Source organism: Salmonella sp. 32070601201500089SM (assembly GCF_017573605.1).
GTDB lineage: Bacteria > Pseudomonadota > Gammaproteobacteria > Enterobacterales > Enterobacteriaceae > Salmonella > Salmonella enterica.
This window is the reverse complement of record NZ_JAGETK010000004.1, coordinates 56,211-79,634: the sequence shown is the minus strand read 5'-3', so window position 1 is coordinate 79,634 and position 23,424 is coordinate 56,211. Positions and strand designations below refer to the sequence as shown.

18 protein-coding genes are annotated in these 23,424 nt (G+C 55.8%); 3 read left to right on the top strand and 15 right to left on the bottom strand.

Annotated features, from left to right (window positions below; all coding sequences use genetic code 11):
* Window positions 1-3: 3 nt before the first annotated feature.
* The 12 genes from J4728_RS08425 to J4728_RS08370 all read right to left on the bottom strand — a co-directional run bounded on the left by J4728_RS08425 (window position 4) and on the right by J4728_RS08370 (window position 18,464).
* Window positions 4-624, bottom strand: a complete 621-nt coding sequence (locus J4728_RS08425) for a YfgM family protein (protein WP_080088690.1) — start codon at window positions 622-624, stop codon at window positions 4-6.
* Window positions 625-637: 13 nt separating this feature from the next.
* Window positions 638-1,912 (bottom strand): histidine--tRNA ligase, encoded by a 1,275-nt coding sequence (gene hisS / locus J4728_RS08420; RefSeq protein ID WP_001107141.1) that lies wholly within the window; start codon window positions 1,910-1,912, stop codon window positions 638-640.
* Between the two features lie 110 nt (window positions 1,913-2,022).
* Entirely contained in the window at window positions 2,023-3,141 is a 1,119-nt protein-coding gene (gene ispG, locus J4728_RS08415; protein WP_208211584.1) for a flavodoxin-dependent (E)-4-hydroxy-3-methylbut-2-enyl-diphosphate synthase, read from the bottom strand.
* Window positions 3,142-3,167: 26 nt separating this feature from the next.
* The gene (rodZ, locus tag J4728_RS08410) at window positions 3,168-4,172 is read right to left on the bottom strand and encodes a cytoskeleton protein RodZ (protein ID WP_001090898.1); all 1,005 of its coding nucleotides are present in this window, start codon (window positions 4,170-4,172) and stop codon (window positions 3,168-3,170) included.
* 291 nt (window positions 4,173-4,463) lie between these two features.
* Complete coding sequence (locus J4728_RS08405; RefSeq protein WP_208211583.1) at window positions 4,464-5,630, bottom strand: bifunctional tRNA (adenosine(37)-C2)-methyltransferase TrmG/ribosomal RNA large subunit methyltransferase RlmN; 1,167 nt, start codon at window positions 5,628-5,630, stop codon at window positions 4,464-4,466.
* Window positions 5,631-5,836: 206 nt separating this feature from the next.
* Window positions 5,837-6,268 (bottom strand): nucleoside-diphosphate kinase, encoded by a 432-nt coding sequence (gene ndk, locus J4728_RS08400; protein ID WP_000963846.1) that lies wholly within the window; start codon window positions 6,266-6,268, stop codon window positions 5,837-5,839.
* Between the two features lie 120 nt (window positions 6,269-6,388).
* Entirely contained in the window at window positions 6,389-7,252 is an 864-nt protein-coding gene (locus J4728_RS08395) for a 4Fe-4S binding protein (protein ID WP_208211582.1), read from the bottom strand.
* A complete protein-coding gene (locus tag J4728_RS08390; protein ID WP_020839166.1) occupies window positions 7,252-8,061 on the bottom strand; it encodes a dimethyl sulfoxide reductase anchor subunit family protein in 810 nt (269 codons plus the stop codon). The genes J4728_RS08395 and J4728_RS08390 overlap by 1 nt, the downstream gene beginning before the upstream one ends.
* Entirely contained in the window at window positions 8,054-8,683 is a 630-nt protein-coding gene (locus J4728_RS08385; RefSeq protein WP_000077436.1) for a DMSO/selenate family reductase complex B subunit, read from the bottom strand. Before J4728_RS08385 ends, J4728_RS08390 begins: the two co-directional genes overlap by 8 nt.
* Window positions 8,680-11,058: a DmsA/YnfE/YnfF family dimethyl sulfoxide reductase gene (locus J4728_RS08380; RefSeq protein WP_001521637.1), complete on the bottom strand. Its 2,379-nt coding sequence runs from the start codon at window positions 11,056-11,058 to the stop codon at window positions 8,680-8,682. The genes J4728_RS08385 and J4728_RS08380 overlap by 4 nt, the downstream gene beginning before the upstream one ends.
* 155 nt (window positions 11,059-11,213) lie before the next feature.
* Complete coding sequence (gene pbpC / locus J4728_RS08375; RefSeq protein WP_208211581.1) at window positions 11,214-13,529, bottom strand: peptidoglycan glycosyltransferase PbpC; 2,316 nt, start codon at window positions 13,527-13,529, stop codon at window positions 11,214-11,216.
* Window positions 13,530-18,464 (bottom strand): alpha-2-macroglobulin family protein, encoded by a 4,935-nt coding sequence (locus J4728_RS08370; protein ID WP_208211580.1) that lies wholly within the window; start codon window positions 18,462-18,464, stop codon window positions 13,530-13,532.
* A 208-nt stretch (window positions 18,465-18,672) separates the two neighbouring features.
* On the opposite strand from J4728_RS08370, the gene sseA reads away from it, so the two are divergent.
* The 3 genes from sseA (at window position 18,673) to timP (ending at window position 20,962) form a co-directional block, all read left to right on the top strand.
* Window positions 18,673-19,515 carry a 3-mercaptopyruvate sulfurtransferase gene (gene sseA, locus J4728_RS08365; RefSeq protein ID WP_000205251.1) on the top strand — a complete coding sequence of 281 codons (843 nt, stop codon included), beginning with the start codon at window positions 18,673-18,675 and terminating at the stop codon, window positions 19,513-19,515.
* A 246-nt stretch (window positions 19,516-19,761) separates the two neighbouring features.
* Window positions 19,762-20,430 (top strand): DUF5066 family protein, encoded by a 669-nt coding sequence (locus J4728_RS08360; RefSeq protein ID WP_000355343.1) that lies wholly within the window; start codon window positions 19,762-19,764, stop codon window positions 20,428-20,430.
* Between the two features lie 415 nt (window positions 20,431-20,845).
* The gene (timP, locus tag J4728_RS24285; RefSeq protein WP_350028759.1) at window positions 20,846-20,962 is read left to right on the top strand and encodes a small toxic inner membrane protein TimP; all 117 of its coding nucleotides are present in this window, start codon (window positions 20,846-20,848) and stop codon (window positions 20,960-20,962) included.
* 36 nt (window positions 20,963-20,998) lie between these two features.
* Here timP and sseB read toward each other — a convergent pair whose 3' ends face one another.
* From sseB to iscX, 3 genes are all read right to left on the bottom strand, one after another.
* On the bottom strand, window positions 20,999-21,775 hold the full coding sequence (gene sseB / locus J4728_RS08355) for an enhanced serine sensitivity protein SseB (RefSeq protein WP_001533245.1): 777 nt from the start codon (window positions 21,773-21,775) through the stop codon (window positions 20,999-21,001).
* Window positions 21,776-21,881: 106 nt separating this feature from the next.
* A complete protein-coding gene (gene pepB, locus J4728_RS08350; protein WP_208211579.1) occupies window positions 21,882-23,165 on the bottom strand; it encodes an aminopeptidase PepB in 1,284 nt (427 codons plus the stop codon).
* 53 nt (window positions 23,166-23,218) lie between these two features.
* Window positions 23,219-23,419 (bottom strand): Fe-S cluster assembly protein IscX, encoded by a 201-nt coding sequence (iscX, locus tag J4728_RS08345; RefSeq protein ID WP_000523621.1) that lies wholly within the window; start codon window positions 23,417-23,419, stop codon window positions 23,219-23,221.
* Window positions 23,420-23,424 lie beyond the last annotated feature (5 nt).

Genomic DNA, 23,424 nt, shown 5'->3' with positions numbered 1-23,424 from the left:
CTCTCAGATGGACAAATTATTGATTTTCATCTGCATCATTTCGCTCAACGCCGGAGAAGCATCGCTATTGACGCCCGCTTCCCATGCGCTGCGCGCGCCTTTTTTATCACCCTTACTCAGCAACGCTTCGCCGCGCAAATCAGCGACAATGGCCGTCCATCCTTCGCCTTTAACGGCATCCAGAGTTTTCAGCGCAGCGTCAGCTTGCTTAAGCTGCAACTGAACGCGAGCGAGACGCAGATTAATCACCGCTTTGAGATTTTCATCGCTGGTGGCCGCCAACCCCTGCTGCAACTGGGCTTCGGCTTTTTTAAGTTCATTCTTATCCACAAACTGCTGCGCCAGTTCCATAAACGCCAGCGCACCATAGGTGTTTTTATTCTCAGCCGCGAATTTTTCAGCGGCGGGAATGCTATCCGGCTTATCGGCGCTTACCGCCGTCACCGCATTTTGATACGCCAGAGAAGCAGCACGCGCGGACTCCGTCTGATGGCTGCTCCAGTAACGCCAGCCAACCAGCGCGCCAACCCCTAAAATCACTCCGACAGCCAGCGCTTTGCCGTTTTCGGCAAAGAAGCGTTTAATCGCATCCACCTGGTCGTGTTCGTTCTCGTAAATTTCCACGCTGTCCTTCTCCTTAGCCCAATAAAGTGCGCAAATGCGCGGCGACGCTGTCCTGCGCCACTGCCGTTTGCTCACCGGAGCGCAAATCCTTCACTACAACAGTCCCATCGGCGACTTCAGATTCGCCAAGAACCAGTGCAATACGGGCGCCCCACTTATCGGCGCGGGCAAACTGTTTCTTAAAGTTGCCGCCGCCGTGGTTTGTCATTAGCTTCACGCCTGGCATTTCATCGCGCAGCCGCTCCGCCAGCGTCATTGCCGCAGACTGCGTTTGTGCGCCGGCAGCTACCAGGTATATATCGACAACAGGAGAGGCAATAAATTCCGGATTAACTGCCTGAACTAACAAAACAAGTCGTTCCAGGCCCATCGCAAAGCCCACTGCCGGGGTAGCGCGACCGCCCAGTTGTTCCACCAGACCGTCATAACGACCACCCGCACAGACGGTGCCTTGTGACCCCAGACTGTTTGTTACCCATTCAAATACGGTGCGGTTGTAGTAATCCAGACCGCGTACCAGACGCTGGTTGACGGTGTAGGCAATTCCCGCCGCGTCCAGCAATTTACACAGGCCGGCAAAGTGCTCGCGTGAATCGTCATCGAGATAGTCGCCGAGAGCGGGCGCGTCGTTGAGCAGCGCCTGTACGTCCGGATTTTTTGAATCCAGCACGCGCAGCGGATTGGTATACATGCGGCGTTTGCAGTCTTCGTCCAGCGTCTCTTGATGCTGTTCGAGGAACGCGACCAGCGCATCGCGATAGTTCGCACGCGCCTCTAACGAACCAATAGAGTTCAGCTCCAGGCTAACGTGTTCAGCGATGCCCAGCGCGCGCCACCAGCGTGCGGTCAGCATAATCAGCTCCGCGTCAATATCCGGGCCTTGTAAGCCGAAGACTTCGGCGCCTAGCTGGTGAAACTGACGGTAGCGGCCTTTTTGCGGACGCTCATGACGGAACATCGGGCCGATATACCACAAACGCTGTTCCTGATTGTACAGGAGACCATGTTCGATGCCGGCGCGTACACAGCCCGCCGTACCTTCAGGGCGCAATGTCAGGCTATCGCCGTTGCGATCCTCAAAGGTGTACATCTCTTTTTCAACTACGTCAGTAACTTCACCGATCGCGCGTTTGAATAACGGGGTCTGCTCTACAATCGGCAAGCGGATTTCACTGTAACCGTAGCTGCCGAGCACGTTTTTGAGTGTGCCTTCAATGCGCTGCCAGATGGCGGTTTCGCCAGGCAGATAATCGTTCATGCCGCGAATGGCTTGAATGTTTTTTGCCACGTTTATTCTCTTTCTGAATATAAAAATGAACCCTCAGCGCTTCCCCGAACGAACCGGGAGCCATGCGGGTTCAATCATACACGGGAAGCGCGCCGCTTCCCATCACGTTCTTATTTTTCAACCTGCAGCACATCAATCCGACGCGCTTCATCAAGTTGACTTGCTTTCGCGCGAATACGGGATTCAAGCTGCGCGATCATATCGTCGTTATCGAGTCTGTCCTTACGCACGCCGTCTTCATACAGGCCGCTTTTCTTATTGCCGCCCGTCACGCCCAGCGTCGATACCAGCGCTTCGCCCGGCCCGTTCACTACGCAACCGATGATCGAGACGTCCATCGGGGTGATGATATCTTCCAGACGCTGCTCCAGCGCGTTCACCGTGCCGATAACGTCGAACTCCTGGCGAGAACAGGTCGGGCAGGCGATGAAATTGATGCCGCGCGCGCGAATGCGCAGCGACTTCAGGATATCAAAACCGACTTTGATCTCTTCCACCGGGTCGGCCGCCAACGATACGCGCAGCGTGTCGCCGATACCTTCCGATAACAGCAGACCTAAACCGATCGCCGACTTGACCGCCCCGCTACGCGCGCCGCCCGCTTCGGTGATCCCCAGATGCAGCGGCTGATCGATCTGTTTAGCCAACAAACGATAAGACTCAACGGCAAGGAATACATCGGACGCTTTTACGCTCACTTTGAACTGATCAAAGTTGAGACGATCGAGATGATCGACATGGCGCATGGCTGATTCCAGCAGCGCCTGCGGCGTCGGCTCACCGTATTTTTCCTGCAGATCTTTTTCCAGCGATCCGGCATTTATGCCGATACGAATAGGGATGTTTTTGTCGCGCGCGCAGTCCACCACCATACGAATACGTTCTTCGTTACCGATATTGCCGGGGTTGATACGCAAGCAGTCAACGCCGTATTCCGCCACCTTCAGCGCAATGCGGTAGTCGAAGTGAATATCGGCAACCAGCGGGACGTTAACCTGCTGTTTGATAAGCTTGAACGCTTCGGCGGCGTCCATGGTCGGTACAGAAACACGAACAATATCTGCGCCAACGCGCTCCAGCGCTTTGATCTGATTAACCGTCGCTTCCACGTCAGTGGTACGCGTGTTAGTCATCGACTGGACGGCGATGGGGGCGCCATCGCCAATCGGCACATTCCCAACGTAAATACGTGTCGATTTTCTACGTTGAATCGGAGCCTGGTTATGCATGAAAAACCTCCCGCGTTACCCGTCTGTTACTGCGCCGGTGTCGGTTCGGCATTAAGGGTCAGACGCGCAACCTGATTAGTTCTGATAAAGCGGCTCAGATCGACAGGTTTTCCTTGATACTGGATCTGCACCGCGGCCGGCGCGCCAATTTTAAGTTTATAAGGCGCCTGACCGGTTAGGTTTAAATTACCATCTTTACGCTGCATACCGCTAAACAGCTTCTTACCCGTGGCGTCAGTGACTTCGAGCCAACAGTCAGCGGTAAAATTCATCACCAGCGCGTTCGGATCGGCAGCAGGCGCCGCTACGCCAGCCTGACTGGTCGGCAGCGCGGACGGCGTCTCCGTTGCCGCTGGCGCGGCAGATGTCGCAGCCGTATCGACATTCGCCTGCGAAGGCGCGACTACCGTATTTTGCGTTGCCGCCGCCGTTGGCGCTGGCGTTTGCGTCGCCGCCGTCGAATCAACCGGCGTCGCAGGCGCCGGAGCCGTTTGCGCTGGCGTCGTATCCTGGCTTGTCGCGTCACGGGTGTCCAGCGGTACGCTTTGGCCGCTGTCTTTATCTGCGTTCAGTTCAGCCGTGCTTTGATCGGCCATTGTCGTGATCTCTTCCTGCTGCGCCTTGTGGTTCTGCCACCACCAGGCGCCGGTCAGCCCTACGACCACAAACAGTACCAGCCAGGTAAAAGACATTAACCAGCCGTCGCGTTTTTTACGACGCTTTCCTAATGAGAAACTCTGCATCGGGGCGACTTTAGCGGCGCGCAGCGGAGCTTGTTTTTCCAGCCCCGGCAGCAGTTCCTCTTCTGGAACATGCACCAGACGCGCATATGAGCGGATATATCCGCGCAGGAAGGTTGAAGCAAGATCGGACGGCGCCTTATCTTCTTCAATATCGCGTACCGTAGAAACCTTCAGGCAAAGTCGCTCAGCGACAGCCTGCTGGCTGAGTCCGAGTTGTTCACGGGCATTGCGCAGACGAACGCCGGTGGTTTGTGCTTCATTTTGGTCGTGCGTGGCTTCAGTATTCATTCGCTACAGCTACAGGTACGTGTAAATTAGGATTCAGGCGCCGACGAGCCGTAATGCCCGCCCACACCGCGAAACATCAGGTTAGTTAACCTTAGTCAGACAGTATAAGCCTGTCAGGCCGCAGATGACAAAACCGCTAAGACACAAGGCTAAACTCTTGTTGCACCATTACATACTGCCTTAAAGTCGACAAAAACGCACCGTTATTATTGACCAGACAAGTACAACGCCAGACATTATTCAACTGACATTGCGCCACGGTATAATGAATGCCTCGTGGCACAACTGCTATCAAATAGCCTTGATGTCAATCACCTCTCCCTGCATACGCTTACGCAGGGTACGTTTAGTACGGTCAATCACATCGCCTGCCAACTGTCCGCATGCCGCATCAATGTCATCGCCACGCGTCTTGCGTACGATGGTCGTGAAACCATAACTCATCAAAACCTTAGAAAAGCGATCGATACGGCTGTTAGAGCTGCGGCCATACGGCGCGCCAGGGAACGGGTTCCACGGAATCAGATTAATCTTACAAGGCGTCTCTTTTAGTAGCTCCGCCAGTTGATGCGCGTGTTCAGTGCCGTCGTTAACGTGGTCAAGCATCACGTATTCAATCGTCACGCGCCCCTGATTGGCGTTGGATTTCTCCAGATAGCGGCGAACCGCGCCCAGGAACGTTTCGATATTGTATTTTTTGTTGATCGGGACGATTTCGTCGCGAATAGTGTCATTCGGCGCATGGAGCGAGATAGCCAGCGCGACATCTATCATATCGCCCAGTTTATCCAGCGCAGGCACCACGCCAGACGTTGAGAGCGTGACACGACGTTTGGACAGGCCGAAACCAAAGTCATCGAGCATAATTTCCATCGCCGGTACGACATTGGTCAGGTTAAGCAATGGCTCGCCCATCCCCATCATGACCACGTTGGTGATCGGACGCTGGCCGGTGACTTTGGCCGCGCCGACGATTTTCGCCGCACGCCAGACCTGACCGATAATTTCCGATACGCGCAGGTTGCGGTTAAAGCCCTGCTGCGCAGTTGAACAAAACTTGCACTCCAGCGCGCATCCTACCTGTGAAGAGACACACAGCGTAGCGCGGTCGTCTTCCGGGATATAGACCGTTTCAACGCGCTGATCGCCGACAGCAATCGCCCACTTAATGGTGCCGTCTGAGGAACGCTGCTCTTCAACGACCTCCGGCGCGCGGATTTCCGCGACCTCTTTTAATTTGCCGCGCAACACTTTGTTGATGTCGGTCATCTCATCAAAATTATCGCAGCAATAGTGATACATCCATTTCATCACCTGATCGGCGCGGAAAGGCTTTTCACCTAAGTTTTTAAAAAACTCGCGCATCTGCTGACGGTTGAGATCCAGCAGGTTGATTTTTGTTTTGTTGTTAAGAACTACCGGGGTACTGCTTTCAGGTGTGACAATTTGTTCAGACATATGCTATTCCGGCCTCGTTATTACACGTTATGGCCCCTGGAGGGTTGAAAAAAGAAACGCCCCGGTAAGCTTACTGCTCGTCCGGGGGCGCTGCATTGTACAAATTCTGGCGTAAGGATGCCACGTCTGCACGCGGCATTAGCAAAAATAATATTTGAACCGATAATTTATCGCCAACGCATTTACAGCGTGAAAGACGAAGGAGATTAACGGGTGCGCGGGCACACTTCGCCTTCACCGAAGAAAAAGGCGATTTCGCGCTGCGCGGATTCCAGCGAATCCGAACCGTGGGTGCCGTTTTCAGTTAAGCTATCAGCGTAGTCGGCGCGCAGCGTACCCGCCAACGCGTTCGCCGGGTTGGTGGCGCCAAGCAGATCGCGGTGACGCTGTACCGCATTTTCGCTTTCCAGCACGGATACCACGATAGGGCCAGAGGTCATGAACTCCACCAGACCGTCAAAGAACGGCTTGCCGTCGTGCTCAGCATAGAAGCCGCGCGCCTGCTCAACGGTCAGGTGCAGCATTTTAGTGCCAACAATTTTGAACCCTGCAGCTTCAAAGCGCGCAAAGATGCTGCCAATAACGTTTTTTGCCACCGCGTTGGGTTTAATAATGGAAAAAGTCCGTTCAATAGCCATGTTTACCTCTGAAATATGTTCTGTTGTTATGTCAGGCGCGGATTATAAAGAGCATCCCATCAATTGCCTATGGATATAGGTAACATTTTTTTAAAATAAAATGAGCATTAGCAACAAAAGTTAAAGGCGCACAGCAAACTCAGCGGACTGACACAGCACGCAGTGCGTGTGTTCAGGCGTGAGAGCATGGAAAGTACGTTTGCAGCTTTCGCAGGTGAGCGTATACGCCGCACTATGCCGCGTTGGGGCGGGTTCCACGTCAAACCGCAACCGCAATGCCTGATGCGGACATACCGCCGCACAGCCGCCGCATCCCGTACAACGCGCCGCCGCTATCTTCAGCGTGTCGTCGTCAAACTGGATAACGTTTTCCGGGCAGCTTCGCCAGCAGGCGCCGCACATCCTGCACTCTTGCGGACTGATTTCGGGTACGCATTCGCTGAACGCGGAAAACGCCTGTCTGAGACGCCGTTTCCCCGGCTCGACGGCGCACGGGGTAATGGCGTCGCGCGGAACATGAAACAGAGTGCGCCGCGAGGCGTTAATCTCCGCGCCGACAACGTGTTTGAAAGACCAGCCCGGCTCGCCGTAGCGGTGCAGCGCTAAATTTAGCCCCGCCAGCGCCATCAGCCACTGCGCCGATCGCTCCACCGCAATATCAATAAAGCGAATACCGTACTGGCTGTGCCAGAGAAGCAGTTCATCGACCGTTGGCGCCTGTAGCGAAAACGGCCCCACCAACGTATCCCCCTGCACAAAGCGTTTAACCGGTTTGATACCGGTAATGGCGTCAACAGGACAGACAAACAGACAGTCGCCACAGGCTATGCAGCGCGTCGTATCTATGCTGACCTGCCCCTGCGCCAGCGAAAACGCCTGCGCCGGACAAACATTGGCGCAAGCGCGGCAGGAAGAAAAACGAAAGCGACGACGGACGCAAGCCTGCGTCACGTCTACCGCCGGATCGATCGTCAGGTTAACCATCAGCCAATACTAAAGAAGACGTAGCGCAGCATAATCTCGCCGATAAGCAGCAATACGCTGCCCGCCACCAGCGTCCCTCTGGCGTTTCGCAGACCGCCTGCGGCAAAGCAGAGCATTCCCGCCGCTGAGACACACCAGCCGAGAAGATAGATGTCGCGCAACTGCGCCAGCGCCTGTAGCGGATGATGCGGGAAAGTGACGACCGTCGTATCCACCGCATTAATATCCGCCAGCCATAGCGGCTGCATGATCAGGCGAATCAGCACCATCAGTGCGACCACTACCACAGCGCAGCGCATTGCGGCGCCAGCGTTGCGCAGATAAGCCAGCGCAATGACTACCGAACCGATAATGCCTGACGTGCCAAAAAACAGCGCCAGCGTGTTGCTATGCTGCCAGGTCGCCACCGAGGCATGGATATAAACCTGCGCCATGCAGAATACATCCACCAGCCCAAACGCTGCCGCCAGCGCCAGCAGCGGCTGCCAGCCTGGTTTTCGGAAAAATAGCAGCACAACCCCCAGTCCCAGCGCCGCCAGATAAAGGCTGGCAAAGACGATTTCGCGACTCAGCCACGAACTGGCGACATGACGTAACGCATTTAGCGCATTCAGGGGATAGCCCATGTGCAGCGCGGAAGCAAGCAGCCCTACGCAGGCCAGTACAAACGCCCCCACCATCGCGGGAAGCGCGCCGCGTGCAGGCACGCGTCCCTCTACGGCGTACTGGCGGCCCAACGCCAGCCACAGAGTCACGCCCACAGACCCTTGCAAACAGAGCGTAAAAATCAGCAGCGGTAACTCATGCATGGCGTTTACCCTCTTTTTCTGCGCCCTGATGCGCTTTGACAACCAGATTAGGCTTGGTTATGGATGAATCTGGCAGCCCGTTAACGTCGCATACGCTACCGTACTTCGCGCGCAGTTCATCAATCGGGCCAAACTTGATGGCCTCCAGCGGACAGGTCGCAACACAGACGGGCGGTTCACCTTTCGCCAGTAAATCAACGCACATGTCGCACTTGGACATTTGGCCAGTCTGCTCGTTAAGCTGCGGCGCGCCGTAAGGGCAGGACCAGGCACAATAGCCACAGCCGACGCATTTGTCGGTATCAACGCGCACGATGCCGTCTCCCGGGCGTTTATGCATAGCGGTAGTCGGGCAATTTTTGGTGCAGACAGGGTCCGCACAGTGGTTGCAGGAAATGGAAAGCGTATAAGCAAATACGTTATTGCTGACCCCACCCTGCCCGGTCGGGATGAAACTTCCGCCCTTGACTTCATAGACGCGGCGGAAACGACGGCCTACTTCCAGATTGTTTTTGTCTTTGCAGGCCACCTGGCAGGCTTTACAACCGGAGCAGCGTGAGGAGTCGATGAAAAATCCCAGTTGTTTATCGCTCACCGGCGGGTAATGTGTAAACTGACTCATGCTTTAGCCACCTCCACCAGCATGGTTTGATGTGAATTTCCCTTCGCCAGCGCGGTAATACGGGCCGAGCTGAGGACGTTCGCACAGCCGCCTTTATCAACGCCGTTTTCATCCGGCTGCCACCAGGCGCCAGCCTGCATTGCGACAACGCCGGGAATAATGCGCGGCGTCACTTCCGCCGGGATTTCGCAAATCCCGCGTGAGTTATGAATGCGCACCATGTCGCCATGCGTAATGCCGCGCTTTTGCGCATCCTGCGGGTTGATCCACAATGTCTGCTGCTGCACTTCAATCAGCCACGGGTTAGCGTATTGCGTTGAGTTGGCGCGGTTTTTTCCTTTCCACGTAATTAACTGGAGAGGAAAATCTTTCGCCAGCGCATCCTCCGGGCCTTCATGCGCGGGAACGTAGTGCGATAACGCCGGGATTTCCGGATGCTGCATGTCGTAGAGGCGCTTCGAGAAGATCTCTATTTTCCCTGACGGCGTCGGGAACGGATGATTTTCCGGATCGCGAATATTGTCTTCAAAGGCGATAAATGGCGCGCTTTTGAACAGATGCTGACGGGTCTTTTGCAGCGTGGCGAAATCCGGCAGATTTTCGTCCGGCATCGCCAGGCGCGTCTGTTCCCAGATGTGTTCAATCCACGCTTTCTCATCGCGCCCCTGGCTAAATTCATTCTCAATGCCTAATTTCGCCGCCACCTCACGTAGCCAGTCGTAGTCGGAGCGACGCTCAAATTCAGGCTCAATCAGTTTTTCAGAGAGTATCAGGTAGCTTGCCGTGCCCCAGGTTTCACCGATGTTCCAGCGTTCCATAAAGCTGGTTTCCGGCAGCAGTAGATCAGCGTATTTCGCGCTCGGCGTCATAAACAGATCGCTGGCGACAATAAACTGGATCTTTGATTCATCCTCCAGTACGCGTACCGCCTGGTGCAGATCGGGGTTCTGATTCGCCAGATAGTTCCCGGCCAGCGAGAACAGAATACGGATGTTACTGTCCAGCTTATCGGCATCTTTCAGCCCCATATCCGGCGTCACTTTGCTGGCGTCGTCTGCGGCCTGCACCCAGTTCATCACCGAAATTTTGGCTTTTACCGGGTTATCCGGCATCTCCGGACCCGCGGCAAATTTACGGTTAGCGCAGCCGCCGTAACCCGCAGCCCAACCGCCTTTGATGCCGACATTACCGGTAATGGTCGCCAGTAGGGTCGAGCCGCGCGCGGTGCGCTCGCCGCAGTTGTGGCGCTGTGGTCCCCACCCCTGAATCAACGCGGCGGGTTTGGTATTCGCGTAATCACGCGCTAACTGGCGAATGGTTTGCGCCGGCACATGGGTGATCTTTTCCGCCCACTCGGGGGACTTAACGACACCGTCTTTGGCGCCGGTCAGATACGCCACCAGCGATTCGTTAGCCGGTACGCCTTCCGGCATTGAGTCTTCATCAAAACCGATAGCGTAGCGCGCAATAAATGCGCGATCGTGCAGATTCTCGCTGATGATGACGTACATCATCGCGTCCATCAGCGCATTGTCGGTGGTGGGCAGCAGCGGGATCCACTGATCCGCCAGCGACGAAACGGTGTCGGAATAGCGCGGATCGACCACGATAAACCGCGTACCGTTCTGCTTCATCTTCTGCAAGAAATAGTTGGTATGACCAAAAATGGTCTCCGTCGGGTTATGGCCCCACAGAATCACCAGTTTGGTGTCCAAAAGCGTATCCAGCGAACTGCCGCTGGCGGCAATGCCGTAAGTATAAGGCGTCGCGGCCGCCGTGTTGCCCATACTCACAGAATGGTAGCTTTCGAGATAGCCGCCGGTCAGATTCAGCAGGCGACGCGCCATTTTATCGCCGGAAAAGGTGCCGCCGGAAACGGCGGTGCCAACATGAACATAGCGCGAAGCCGGGCCATATTTTTCAGTAATCGATTTTAAATTATCGGCGATTAAGGTTGTCGCTTCATCCCAGGAAATTCGCTCGAACTTTCCTTCACCGCGTTTTCCTACGCGCTTCATGGGATATTTAAGTCTATCGGGGTGATAAACAAATTTACGGTATGCGCGTCCACGAACACAGGCACGCATCACCGGCATTTGCGCATCCAGCGCATTATCCGGTCGCGTTGAAATTCGCGTCACGATACCGTCACTAACATGCGCCCGAATATCGCATTTGCCCCCGCAGTCAAAAGTGCTGCATGTCTGAACGACTTTTTCCGCAGGCCTGTTTTCAGTTGCCGTCACAGCGCGCGCCTGAGCGGTAGCTGGCGAGGAGACAAACGGTAACGCAATAAGCGCGGAGCTGGCCTGGATAAAGTGGCGGCGAGAAATAGCGGGCTGTTCGCCATTTCCCTGGCTTTTTATATTTTTCATGATCCGACTCGTCAAATAAAAACCCATTCTCACGTTTTTATGCGCTGGTTCTCTTGATATTTATCAAGCTCCCTCATTAAGGATAATTCCGGAAAAATTAATAATTCTCATTAACTTTAAATTAAATGAAATTCATAATTTATTCTGAAGAGTTGTTAACGTATTAATTCAAAATTAACCGCTGCAACCTGACCGGACTCATCCATTACGACAAGTTGATAACGTCCAGCGATATTGAGTAATAAAGAAAGACGATTGTTTGCGCCATTAACAGGTTCGCCATTTAAAAACCACCAGCGACGCCCTTTACCGCCGGTAGTCGAGACGGGCAGCGTAACGTTTTCCTGGCCTGGCAATTGCCTGATCACCGCGCCATCCCTCACTCCTGACAGCATTAACGGCGCGGCATCATTGCCCTGTAGCGGCGGACAGTAAGCGGACGCCGCGGGCAAGCGGGCGCTACGTCTTTCCGCAGGCGGCAGCCACGGCTCCAGCGGCCGCGGCCAGACGATAAACGTATGCGCACGCGCCTGCGGACAGTCGGCAGCGACACGCCGCCCCGTATCATCCAGCCAGACCGGGAAACGAATACCGTTGATGTCTTCCTGCTCAGGTAACAGCAGCGTGGGCGGCTGGCTGTCGTCAAGCAGCCATGTCGCCAGTCGGCGGCGACAGTTGCTGTCTCCGGCAGGCAGAGTCTGTCCGCCCGGCCAGCAAATGACGCCGCGGCTTACCGCCTGCGGACGCGGATCTTCCGGCAGGCGTCCCGTATGCGCCAGTAACAGATTATTGACCTGGTTAAGCAATGGCACCGCGCTGACAAAACCAAATTGCCCCACCACAGGCGTGCCGTCGGGTCTGCCTGTCCAGATACCGATGATATAGCGCGCGTTAACGCCAATAGCCCACGCATCGCGATAGCCGTAACTGGTGCCGGTTTTCCACGCCAACGGCACAATGCGCGGCAGTGCGCTATCCGGCAAGGGTTGCGCTTCATCCGCCATAATCCGTCGAATGATCCACGCCGCTCCCGGCGACATTAATGGTCTTTCCGACAGCGGATCGTCCGGCTGTAACCGTAGTTTCGCCGCTTTCCCATGACGAGCGAACGCGCTGTATGCCGCCGCCATCTCGTCAAGCCGCGCGCCCGCGCCGCCCAGAATCAGCGAAAGATTGGGCGCCGCGCCAGCAGGCAAATATAGCGGCAGGCCGACGTTACGCAGTTTTGCCGCAAATCGTTTCGGCCCATAGGCTTCAAGCACCTGAACGGCAGGCAGATTCAGCGAGCGTACCAGCGCGTCGCTCATGCTGACCGGGCCGTGAAATCCGCTGTCGAAGTTTCCCGGGCGGTAATCTCCGGTGCGGCGCGGAACGTCCTGTAATAATGATGCGGGATGGATCAAGCCGTCATCCAGCGCCAGACCATACACAAAGGGTTTGAGTACCGATCCCGGCGATCGGATCGCCGTTACCATGTCGACATGACCAAAACGGCTGTCGTCATTAAGGTCTACCGATCCTACCCAGCCGCGCACGCTCATATCGGTATGATCGACGACGATCATCGCCAACGAACTGCGTGCAGGCAGCCGCCCTTTCCATGCCCGCGCCAGATCTTCCAGTTGCCGCTGCAATCCGGCGTCCAGCGTGGTCACAATTTTGTCGTTCTGGCTTTTACTCAACATCATTCGGGCAAAAAGCGGCGCCAGTTGCGGCATTTGACGCGGCGCCAGCCAGACCGGCTCTTCACGCGACTCGCGTACCGTTTCGGCAGGCCAGACGCCCTGCGCCGCCATCCGATCCAGCACTTTATTCCGTGCCGCTTCGGCTCTCGCAGGCCAGCGGTCGGGGCGTAGCCGGCTCGGCGCCTGCGGCAATACGGCCAGCAGCGCCGCGTCAGCGTAGCTCAGGCGCGCGGGCGGCTTGCCGAAGTAGGCCCAGCTTGCAGCGCCAATACCCTGTAGCGTGCCGCCGAACGGCGCGCGGTTCAGGTACAACGTCAGGATATCGCGCTTGGACAAATGCCATTCAAGCTGGAGGGCGCGCCAAAGCTGGCGGATTTTACCGCCGAACGTGCGCGAATGCGGGTCCAGCAGTCTCGCCACCTGCATAGTCAGCGTACTGCCGCCGGAAATAACGCGCCCGGCGGTAAGATCCTGCCATGCCGCGCGCGCGACGGAGAAAGGGTTAACGCCAGGGTGCCGCCAGAACCAGCGATCTTCGTAATTGATTAGGGCCTCCAGGTAGCGGGGAGAGACCTCTTCAATCGTCACCGGATAACGCCAGATCCCCCCGGCGTCGGCAAAGCGCCACAGCGGCGTACCGTCATGGGCTACCACGACCCGCGCAGGATGGACCTCATTGAGCGGCAGCGGCCAGAGTTTATCCGCTGCCCATAACGCCAGGAAAATAAAAAGCGGCGCGCCCGCCAGCCACAGCCAGCGGCCACGTTTACCACGCCAACCGTTCATTTAAGGCGTCACAATCAGCAGCCCCTCGCTCGCGCCGGTTGCCCGCCACTGAGGCGCGTACATCGATTCCACCTGCGGTTGCGCAAGCTGGTACGTCCCCGGCGTTACCGCGCGCGCCAAGTAGACCAGCGTCACGGGCTGGCCCTCATTGACAACGACGGCAGCCACAAACCGATCGTCGCGGAATTCCATATACTGAATATCCGCCTGCTGCATCTGATTAAGCAGATTTTGCACTTCGCTACCGCTCTCCGGCAGGCTGGCGCTGCTGTCAGCCAGATTCTGGTTTTCCAGCTCCAGCCCGGCCGGGAGCAGGTCCACCACCAGCGCATCCGGCACATTGCGATCGGCCACTACCGTTAACCAGACCAGCACCAGTTCGCCGCTACGCAACGAGGACAGCGATTTACGCTGACCATCGGTCCCCAGTATTTGTCGTTCAATCTGCAAAACGTTGCTGCCAGGCTCAGGCGCAGATGAGGGATAGCCGCTGCTATCCAGACGCAGCCATAGCGGCTGGCTACCGGTGTTCGTCACCTCAAGGGCGGCCAGCTGGTCAGCATCCAGATTACGGGTCAGCGCCTTGTCGCCCGACAGCGGCTGCGCCTCTAACGAGGTCTGCGCCTGCCAGGCGCCCGCGCTGGCCTGTCGCGAATGCGCGGCGAGGAACAAGGCATTGTTCTCCTGGGTAGAGAGCCAGCGCTGACCGAAGGCCTGCTCAGAAAGCGAGCTTAATAGCGCGTTTTGCGCGTCCGGTCTGAGGTTGTTCTCTTCCAGTAACGACAACATCAGAGCGTTATCGCGCAGAGAACTGCCGTAATCCGCTATCCATTGCCGTTCGTCCTGACGCGGCGTATTCAGAGCCAGCGTAATGGCCTCTTCGCCGCGTCTGGCATCACCCATCGTGTTTAACGCGATGCCCAATTGCATCAGCGGCAGTCCTGAAGCCGCCTGACTACGGCGCTCCCAGATTTCGCGCAGCGCGCCGAGCGGCGCTTTCTGCTGACGCGCCAGTACCAGCGCGGCGTAAGCCTGAGCGGCAAAAGTACTGGCCTGGGTATTATCGCTATAACGAATCAGCATCGTACCGGGATCCTGCAGATAGCGCAGCAGTCGCTCATTGCCCCGGTTAATGGCCTCCGGCGGGACGCTATATCCCTGCTCGCCCGCGCGAATGAGGAAATCCATCGCGTAGGCCGTTAGCCAGGGCTCTTCCGCCCCATTTTCATCCCATAGCGCAAAACCGCCGTTATCACGCTGCATCTGTAGTATCCGGAAGATGCCGATATCCACCGCGGCGCGCCGTTTTTCATCGCTATCGCCGGTAATACCGAGCGACTGCAATTGAGCGGCATTGGTATACAGCGCCGGGAATAACCCGCTGGTGGTTTGTTCCAGGCACCCGTACGGATATGCTTTCAGCTCGCGAATGTAACGCGCCAGATTGAGCGGCGGTTTTCCGCTTAACAGCAGTTGTCCCTGTAACGTGGCTGGCGAGACGTTTGCCAGATGCTGCTCTGGTACATGCCAGCTCTCTCCCGGCGCCAGCGCAATGCCGCTATTTACCGTTTGGGCAGGCCAGGCCGGACGCACGCCGATTTGCCACTGCTTATGCTGCGCGTCGAGGGTTTCTCCCGGCAGATTCAGACCGCTAATGGTCGCCTGGATTTCGCCTTCGCCAAAACCTTCCAGCGCGCGTACCGGAACGAATAAGGTAGTGCGCACGCCCGGCGCCAGGTTGACCGGTTGCGGCTGCTGGCTAAGCAGTTCCAGTAACCCACTGGCGGCGAGCGCAATATTCAGCGTCTGCGGGCGGTCGGTCAGATTGGTGACGTCCAGCACCAGTCGCGAAACATCCCCTCCCGCCAGAAAACGCGGCATATTCAGCTCGGCAATCACTGGCGCGGCGACAACGACTTTGCTTTCGCCGCGACCAAAATCGTCCGCTGTCCATGCCTGCGCCATAACCCGCAGTTCGCCGTTAAAGTCGCCAATCGGCAGCGTTACGACCCCTTCGCCCTGCTCATTGAGCGTGATCGGCTGCGCCTGCTGCGCGATGATATTGACATGGTTTACCGGCGGTTTTCCGCCGCGCTTAAGGTCGTCGCCATCGCCGCCAAAACGCAACGCCGCCAGCCGCCCCTGCCCTTCAATGACCTGGCCGTAAATATCGTAGATATCCGCACCGTAGCGTTTTTGACCGAAGAACGCCTGCCACGGGTCCGGCGTCGCGTAATCGGTGATATTCAATACGCCGCTATCGACCGCGGAGACCAGCACGTTGATCTGTTTTGGCATTTCGCCGTGTTTAACGCTGGCTTTCACCCTGACGGTGAGCGGCTGATTCGGGCGCATTTTAGCCGGGCTTTCCAGCGCCAGATCGAGGCGGCGGTTTTCATCCCCCAGCGGTAGGTGTAGTAACCCCACGGCGCGTTTTGGCGTCGCGGAACGAGATTTATCGCCGGGACGCACCACCAGCGTACTGAGATAGAGATCGTGGCGATTCCAGGTTTTATCCACCGGAATCGTGAGCTCCAGACCTTGTGCCGGCACATCGATCGCCTGCCACCACAGCGGACCGTCGCTGGACTCCACCATCGCATAACCTTTACCAGCGACCGGCGCGGCGATATGCAATTTCATGGTATCGCCTGGACGATAACTCGCTTTATCCAGTTTGAGGGTGACGCGATCCGGACGCGCCGCGCCGCTACCGTCGCTGTTATCCTGCCAGCTATAGCCGGCCCAGAAACGAACGCTGCTGACCGTCTCATTCGGCGCTTTGACCTCCAGACGGTACGCGCCCCATTCCACCGGGAAGCTGACTTTTCCGGTTTCATCCGCGTTCAGATCCAGCGTCTGCTCACCCTCCACCAGATCTTTTTGATCAAACTGCGACTCCCAGCCTTCGCTTTCCGACCAGTTCCAGTAATAGTCGCGACGCTCGCGGATGAGCCGCACCTGTAAACCGGACACCGCTTTTTTCTCGCCCTGCGCGTTGGCGTAAACAATATCGAATGCGGCGTTGCTGTCTTCGTCGACAATCGGTTGATTAACGGTGGTATCCGTACGGTAGTCGTATACCGCTTTGGCGGCGAACTGTGGACGAATTCCCGGTAACGTATCGGCAGGCCAAATCGCCTGCTCTACGCGACGAGTGACCGGACGACCGCCAGACTCCAGCAGGCTGGCCTGTAGAATTACCTGCAGCGGCGAATGCGCTTCTTGCCACTGGCTGGCAACACTCACTTCACCACGTCCGCCTTTATCCAACGTCAGTTGAACTTCGTCCAGGCTGCGCGAAAGATTCTCTTCAGCAATATTGCCGAACTGGAAGCCAGGCAACGCCGCGACAGCGTCGCGCAGCGGACGCAGGAAAAGTTGCCCTTGCAGGGTATTGCCGTTAGCAGGCGCGCCATACAAGTAATAGCCGACAACGGAGAATTTCACCTCATCCGCAGGCGCCAGCGGCGTTTTTTGCGCCGTCAGGTTGAGCGCCATCCGCTCCGGCATAAAGTCTTCCACGTGGAAATCCCAACTCCGCAGCAAATTATCGCCGGTGTTGGCGCGGACATGCCACAAGCCGGTCGGCGCGTTGATATCCAGCGGATAATTCAAACGGTATAGCCCGTTTTCCGCCTGGCTGACGACGGTACGCATCACCTGTCCGTCTGGTTTTACCACTTCCAGCTTAACGGGTTGATCGGGCAGCGTTTTACCGTCGCTATCGCGCAGTAATCCGTTGAGGATAACCGTTTCGCCCGGGCGGTAGAGATCGCGCGGGCCGAACATAAAGAACTGCTTGCTGTAGCCGGGCGCGCCAGCGACATTAAATTCCGACAGATCCAGAGCCGGAAGCGTGAGATCGAGCAGAGTGGTCTGCTCCTCTTTACGCGCCAGTAATAGCGCCGCCGCTTTATCAGCCTCCAGTTGCACATGTCCCTGCGCGTCGCTCGTCGCCTGCGCCAGCGTCTGACCTTTATCATTCAGAAGAACGATCTCAATTCCCGACTGCGCCGCGCCGTTTTCCAGGCTTTGCGTAAAGATATCCAGCCGATTATGGTAACGGTGCGCGGACACGCCGATATCGCTAAGGGTAAACAACGTAGCGGCATTACTATAGTTGTAGTGTCCAGCCTGATTCATTACCGCCACATATACGCCCGCCTGTTGCAGCGGCTTAATATCGCTTAATGGCAGCAGCAGTTTCTCACGCGTATTGCGCGCCGGATTAAGATCAAAACGACCGGTATAAACCAGATCCGCCATTTTCAGCAGATTGTCGGACTCCCAGTTAGAGAGAGAACTACGGTACTCCCACTGGCTGACAAATGACGCCAGCGATCCGGGCTTAACGCGGAAAAAGTTCACATCAACATGGTTGACGTTAAGCGCCATGACCGGCAGTCCTTCCGCGATTTTCCCCGGTAGCAGCGATCCCCGGCTGGCAAAGCCGACGCTGGGCTGGACATCACGCGTGGTAATCGTTTTTTCATAAGACTTGCCGAAGGTGGCGTTATTCAGCGCTTTAACGGCAGGATCAACCGTGACCACCAGCACGCGTTCAGGTTCCAGATGACGTAACCTTAGCTCTTTTAAATTTGGCGCCAGCTCCCATGCGCCGTCAACGCTGCCGCTTTTCTTATCAACCACGTGAACCACACGGGAGAAATCCTGTTCAGGATCTAAAGGAACTGAAAACGTCAGCACCAGCGTCGCCGCGCCGTCAAGCTGCGCTTCGGAGGCGTCTAATAGCGTGAGCGCTTTGCCCTGGCTTTGCTGCGCCAGCTTTTGTAGCTGTGCCGGGTCTTGCGCGGGCGAGGGCTGCGCTACGGCTGGCGCTTCGCTTTTAGTCGTCGGGGCGGTTTTATCGTTGTTATCGCATCCCGCCAGCGCCAGCATGATCATGCAGGCCACCACGCGTAAATGTTTCATCTTTCATCCCTGGCCTTAACGGCCTGTCAGCAACGGTTGATGAGATATTATGCGCGAGAAATTTTATTGTGTAAGTCCGTATTACTGTGATGATGCGAAAATTTTACGCAGAAATGTGGTTTCGCCAGCCAAAACAGCCTCTTCTACTTGTCCCTTTTCGGGAAACGTCCGACAATTTGACCATAATCAGGTAACAATGGAGATGCCCATGACCACCGCCTTTTTTGTCGCCGCCGACTGGCTTGCCGAACATATTGATGATCCGGAAATACAGATTCTTGACGCCCGTATGGCGCCGCCAGGACAGGAACATCGTGATATGGCGGGCGAATATCGCGCCGGACATATTCCCGGCGCGCTGTTTTTTGATATTGAAGCGCTTTCCGATCGCGCATCGCCGCTGCCGCATATGATGCCGCGCCCGGAAGCGTTTGCGGTAGCCATGCGTGAACTGGGTGTTCGTCAGGATAAACACCTGGTCATATACGATGAAGGCAATCTGTTCTCCGCTCCGCGGGCATGGTGGATGCTGCGCACGTTCGGTGCCGAGAAAGTGTCCATTCTGGCGGGCGGGCTGGCGGGCTGGCAGCGCGACGAATGGCTATTGCGCGAAGGCGAGGAAGCGCATGAAGGAGGCGAGTTTGAGGCGAAATTCACGCCGCAAGCCGTGGTGCGTCTCACCGACGTATTGCTGGCAAGCCATGAAAAAACCGCGCAAATCGTTGACGCGCGTCCGGCGGCGCGTTTTAACGCTCAGGCTGATGAACCGCGTCCGGGACTGAGGCGCGGACACATTCCTGGCGCGCTAAACGTCCCGTGGACGGAACTGGTGTATGAGGGCGAATTAAAGACCACTGACGAACTGAATGAGGTTTTTTTCAGCCACGGCGTGAGTTTCGACAGACCGATTATCGCCAGCTGCGGTTCCGGCGTGACGGCCGCGGTCGTGGTGCTGGCGCTCGCCACGCTGGATGTGCCTGACGTCACGCTTTACGACGGCGCGTGGAGCGAATGGGGCGCGCGTACCGATTTACCGGTTGAACCCGCTTAATATCCGCCATGCCGGATGGCGCTCACGCTTATCCGGCCTACCGTTCAGGCTGATGTAAAACGATCTACAGACATTGTTTTTATTCCGCTCTTTTCCGCTGTCCTGCAAACGGGCATTATTTTCTCTTAATAAAATCCTATTTTTTATCGGTAAATACTTTACGTCCGGTATAAGGAGTATCATTACCGCTGTTTTGGTTTTCACCGGAAAATAACTCCTGTAAATATAATTTTTTAAGGATGGAAAATGGATATTTCACTCACTAATTTAATTGAGTTGGTTAAAAAGGTTAACCGTAATAAGGTACCTACTCCTATGTCTGCCGAGGAAATAAGTCGTCTGCGAGTGCGTAAGTATCGCGATCCGCAAAATACGGAAACCACTGAGTTACCTGAAAGCCTGAAGGCGCTACTGGCCTACGACCGCGATCTACTTAGCAATTATAATATGCCTGTGATTGAAACATTACAAAGATCTATTGATAAAGAGGGAGTAATTCATTCTTACTCCCCTGATGAAGAGGCGTATTACGGCGTTGGCATGGATAGCTCAGGTATTGATATTGAAGATCTGATGCCTGTCTGGAGTAACGATCCCCGTCTTCCGGCATTAATTCGTATCGATCATGTCGGCGATCAGGCCATTTTTATCTATATCACAGAACGGGATGCCAACGGCGAATACCCTATTGCCCGCATGGAACGTAATGAATTCTGGCTGGCGGAGTCTTCTCTGGTGGAATATCTCTATAATATTATTTCGGGCGCTAAAGACATTGGCTTTACCGAAGAGGATTTACATCTTCCGCAATGGAAGGCACAGCAAAAAATGAATGAACAACGCGATGCCGCTTTACTTGACCTGGAGGATTATCATGAGGCGTTTTGGGCAAAACTGGACGCGCTCGTCGATTAATCGACATGATGTCGGGTGGCGCTCACGCTTATCCGGCCTACCGTTCAGGCTGATTTAAAGCGAATCTACATAAATTCTGTTTAAGCAGGCCACAAAAAAACCGCTCAATTGAGCGGTTTTTTTGTGCTGGTCCGGTTCGCGGCCTTTCCAGCAGGCTTTGTTGCCATAGCAACGCAGGCACACCGTAGGGGATTAATACTCCCTTTTAAGGGAGCAAATGTCAATATGATTTACCGGGAAACTATTCAACATTTGAGGTATTATCTTTCCCGGCCCTTTCCGCCGTCTCGCAAACGGGCGCTGGCTTCAGGAGAGGATAACCCATGGCCGTAAGCGCAGGCACACCGTAGTGCCTGCTATCACGGCATTATCGCCAGCGGTGCTGCCGTGATGCGGTCTTCGCAAGGACCGCAACATGAAGGTACGATACTTTTGTGTCGTGCTTCTTGTTTCTGGCACGTTGTGTCTTCACGCAGACAGAAGCCACCCAGGTAGCTCTGTTCCCGTAACGCTCAACGTCCAGAGCAGGTAAGCCAGGAGGCCGCCCTGTTGGGCGGCTTTCTTTTCTTCAGATGATGCGGTTCTGTTTAAAATCGCGCAGGAACCCGCCCCAGCGGCGCTCGTAGAACGGCGCGATATGCTCGGTGATAAAATGGCTGATACCCTGCTCGCCCTTCCTCACCTGGCAAATATCGATCGGTTCGTCCCCCGGTAACGTGTCGGTCGCCACATTGCCCGCTGCGTGAATGATCTCTTCAATCTCGCCGTCAGCCTCAATACCAATCAGCAGATTGGGTTGGGCGTCCGCATGTTCTTTAATCGCGCAGAGAAATGCGCGTTTCACCGGTTTGATGGTTTTAAACAGCGTAGTGAGGGAATCAATCATCTGCGACGGCGGCTCGGCCACTTCGGATAAAATAAGCGACTCGCCGCCTTCCAGCACTTCCTGCGTACTTAACGGACTGCCTTCCTCAGCGAGAAGCAGGCTGATTTCACGCGGCATAAACTCTTTGCCGGTCGGCAATTTAGCGTTGAGGAATAGCGTTTCGCCAAGCGTCATTTCAAACAGCGTGCGCGCCGGCATCACCACAAACGCCTGTTCGTCTTCCACGGCCTGCTGCAGCGCCTCCAGAGAAGTAAAGAAGGGAATGACGGTCGTGCCGTCTTCTTTTTCCCAGTGCTGCAAATCCAGGGCGCTGTCTTCCACAATCGCCTCGCCTTCGGCAGCGCTGCCCGGCACCCAGACGGTGGACTCCAGTAAGGTACGGAAAAATGCCGGACGATGCGCGGGCTCAGTCGCCGCTTTCTCCAGCAAAATTTCTAATTCATTTTTAGTTTCGGACATAGGAATCACAAATTATGTATATGGATTGTAGGCCTGATAAGACGCACGGCGTCATCAGGCAAAATGCCGGGTGGCGCTTCGCTTACCCGGCCTACAAAAACACCGTTCAGGCGGTCAGCAGATTCGCGATGGTGCGCACACCCAGACCGGTTGCCCCGGCAGCCCACTGCTCAACCGGCGCTTTGCGATAAGTGGCGGAACAGTCAATGTGCAGCCAGCCTTCGCGGTAATTTTCAACAAAGTGCGACAGAAAACCCGCGGCGGTGCTTGCCCCAGCGGGATACGCCGCGCTGCCGGTGTTGTTCAGTTCCGCAAAGTTAGACGGCAGCTGGTTACGGTGGAACTCCGCCAGCGGCAGACGCCAGAACGGTTCATTCTCTTGCGCCGCGCTGGTCAGCAAGCGCCCCGCCAGCGTATCGTCAAAACTGAATAGCGCATGGTAGTCGTTACCCAGCGCCGTTTTCGCCGCGCCGGTTAACGTCGCCATATCAATGATTAGCTGCGGGTGTTGCGCGCTGGCGTCAATCAGGCCATCCGCCAGTACCAGTCGCCCTTCCGCATCGGTATTCATGACTTCGACATTCTTACCATTACGGTAGCGAATAATATCGCCCAGTTTAAACGCATTGCCGCTGATCAGATTATCGGCGCAGCACAGGAACAGTTTTACGCGTTTATTCAGCCCACGGGTAATGGCGAACGCCAGCGCGCTCGTTACTGTCGCCGCGCCGCCCATATCGGATTTCATTGAGTCCATAAAAGCGCTTTGTTTGATACTGTAGCCGCCGGAGTCAAAGGTGATACCTTTACCGACCAGGCAGGCATAAACCGGCGCATCTTTGTCTCCCGTCGGGTTGTAATCCAGCGCCAGCAGCACCGGCGGACGCTCAGAACCACGGCCTACGGTATGCAACCCCATATAGTTCTGCTCGCGCAGATCTTCGCCTTTGGTGATACGATAAGTGACGCTATCGCACGCGACGCTGCACAGCAGATCCACCGCGCGCTGCGCCAGTTGCTCCGGCCCAAGCTCTTCCGCCGGAGCATTAATGGTGTCGCGCACCCAGTCAATAATGGTCAGGCGGTTATCCAGTTCCTGACGTTGGGCATCGTCTAAATCCGGCCACATTACGGTACGGACGCCTTTTGGTCCTTTGTAACCCGCCCAGAATGCCCAACAACGCTCGGTATCCCATCCCTCGCCTGTCAGCGCGACCTGTTTTATTCCCAGGCCGTCGATTTTACGCGCCGCACGCTGGATCAACCCCAGATCGTCTTTACCGTTAAGATGCAAGGTAATACCGTCGTTATTAATACTGTAAGTGGCTTTATCGCCCCAGCGCGCATCGGCAGGCTGCGTGGAAAGCGTAATTTTCATGGCTTCTGTCATTGTTATTTTCCTTATTAGCAAACGGGCCGCCGTAGGGCAGCCCGTTATTTGACTTACTCTGCTTCATCCAACCAGACTAGCAGAATCGCCTCCAGAATTTTTTCATTGGATGCGTTAGGGTCGTCGTCAAAATCGTCCAGTTCGCAGATCCACTGATGCAGATCGGTGAAACGAACGGTTTTAGGATCGACATCAGGATATGCGTCGTATAACGCTTCGCCGATCTCGCGGCTATCGGTCCACTTGAGTCCCATACTAC

Excerpts from the sequence above, each read along its gene's own strand:
- ispG (WP_208211584.1), bottom strand. The coding sequence starts at position 3,141 with ATGCATAACCAGGCTCCGATTCAACGTAGAAAATCGACACGTATTTAC.
- rodZ (WP_001090898.1), bottom strand. The coding sequence starts at position 4,172 with ATGAATACTGAAGCCACGCACGACCAAAATGAAGCACAAACCACCGGC.
- J4728_RS08405 (WP_208211583.1), bottom strand. The coding sequence starts at position 5,630 with ATGTCTGAACAAATTGTCACACCTGAAAGCAGTACCCCGGTAGTTCTT.
- ndk (WP_000963846.1), bottom strand. The coding sequence starts at position 6,268 with ATGGCTATTGAACGGACTTTTTCCATTATTAAACCCAACGCGGTGGCA.
- J4728_RS08395 (WP_208211582.1), bottom strand. The coding sequence starts at position 7,252 with ATGGTTAACCTGACGATCGATCCGGCGGTAGACGTGACGCAGGCTTGC.
- J4728_RS08390 (WP_020839166.1), bottom strand. The coding sequence starts at position 8,061 with ATGCATGAGTTACCGCTGCTGATTTTTACGCTCTGTTTGCAAGGGTCT.
- J4728_RS08385 (WP_000077436.1), bottom strand. The coding sequence starts at position 8,683 with ATGAGTCAGTTTACACATTACCCGCCGGTGAGCGATAAACAACTGGGA.
- J4728_RS08380 (WP_001521637.1), bottom strand. The coding sequence starts at position 11,058 with ATGAAAAATATAAAAAGCCAGGGAAATGGCGAACAGCCCGCTATTTCT.
- pbpC (WP_208211581.1), bottom strand. The coding sequence starts at position 13,529 with ATGAACGGTTGGCGTGGTAAACGTGGCCGCTGGCTGTGGCTGGCGGGC.
- J4728_RS08370 (WP_208211580.1), bottom strand. The coding sequence starts at position 18,464 with ATGAAACATTTACGCGTGGTGGCCTGCATGATCATGCTGGCGCTGGCG.
- sseA (WP_000205251.1), top strand. The coding sequence starts at position 18,673 with ATGACCACCGCCTTTTTTGTCGCCGCCGACTGGCTTGCCGAACATATT.
- J4728_RS08360 (WP_000355343.1), top strand. The coding sequence starts at position 19,762 with ATGGATATTTCACTCACTAATTTAATTGAGTTGGTTAAAAAGGTTAAC.
- timP (WP_350028759.1), top strand. The coding sequence starts at position 20,846 with ATGAAGGTACGATACTTTTGTGTCGTGCTTCTTGTTTCTGGCACGTTG.
- sseB (WP_001533245.1), bottom strand. The coding sequence starts at position 21,775 with ATGTCCGAAACTAAAAATGAATTAGAAATTTTGCTGGAGAAAGCGGCG.
- pepB (WP_208211579.1), bottom strand. The coding sequence starts at position 23,165 with ATGACAGAAGCCATGAAAATTACGCTTTCCACGCAGCCTGCCGATGCG.
- iscX (WP_000523621.1), bottom strand. The coding sequence starts at position 23,419 with ATGGGACTCAAGTGGACCGATAGCCGCGAGATCGGCGAAGCGTTATAC.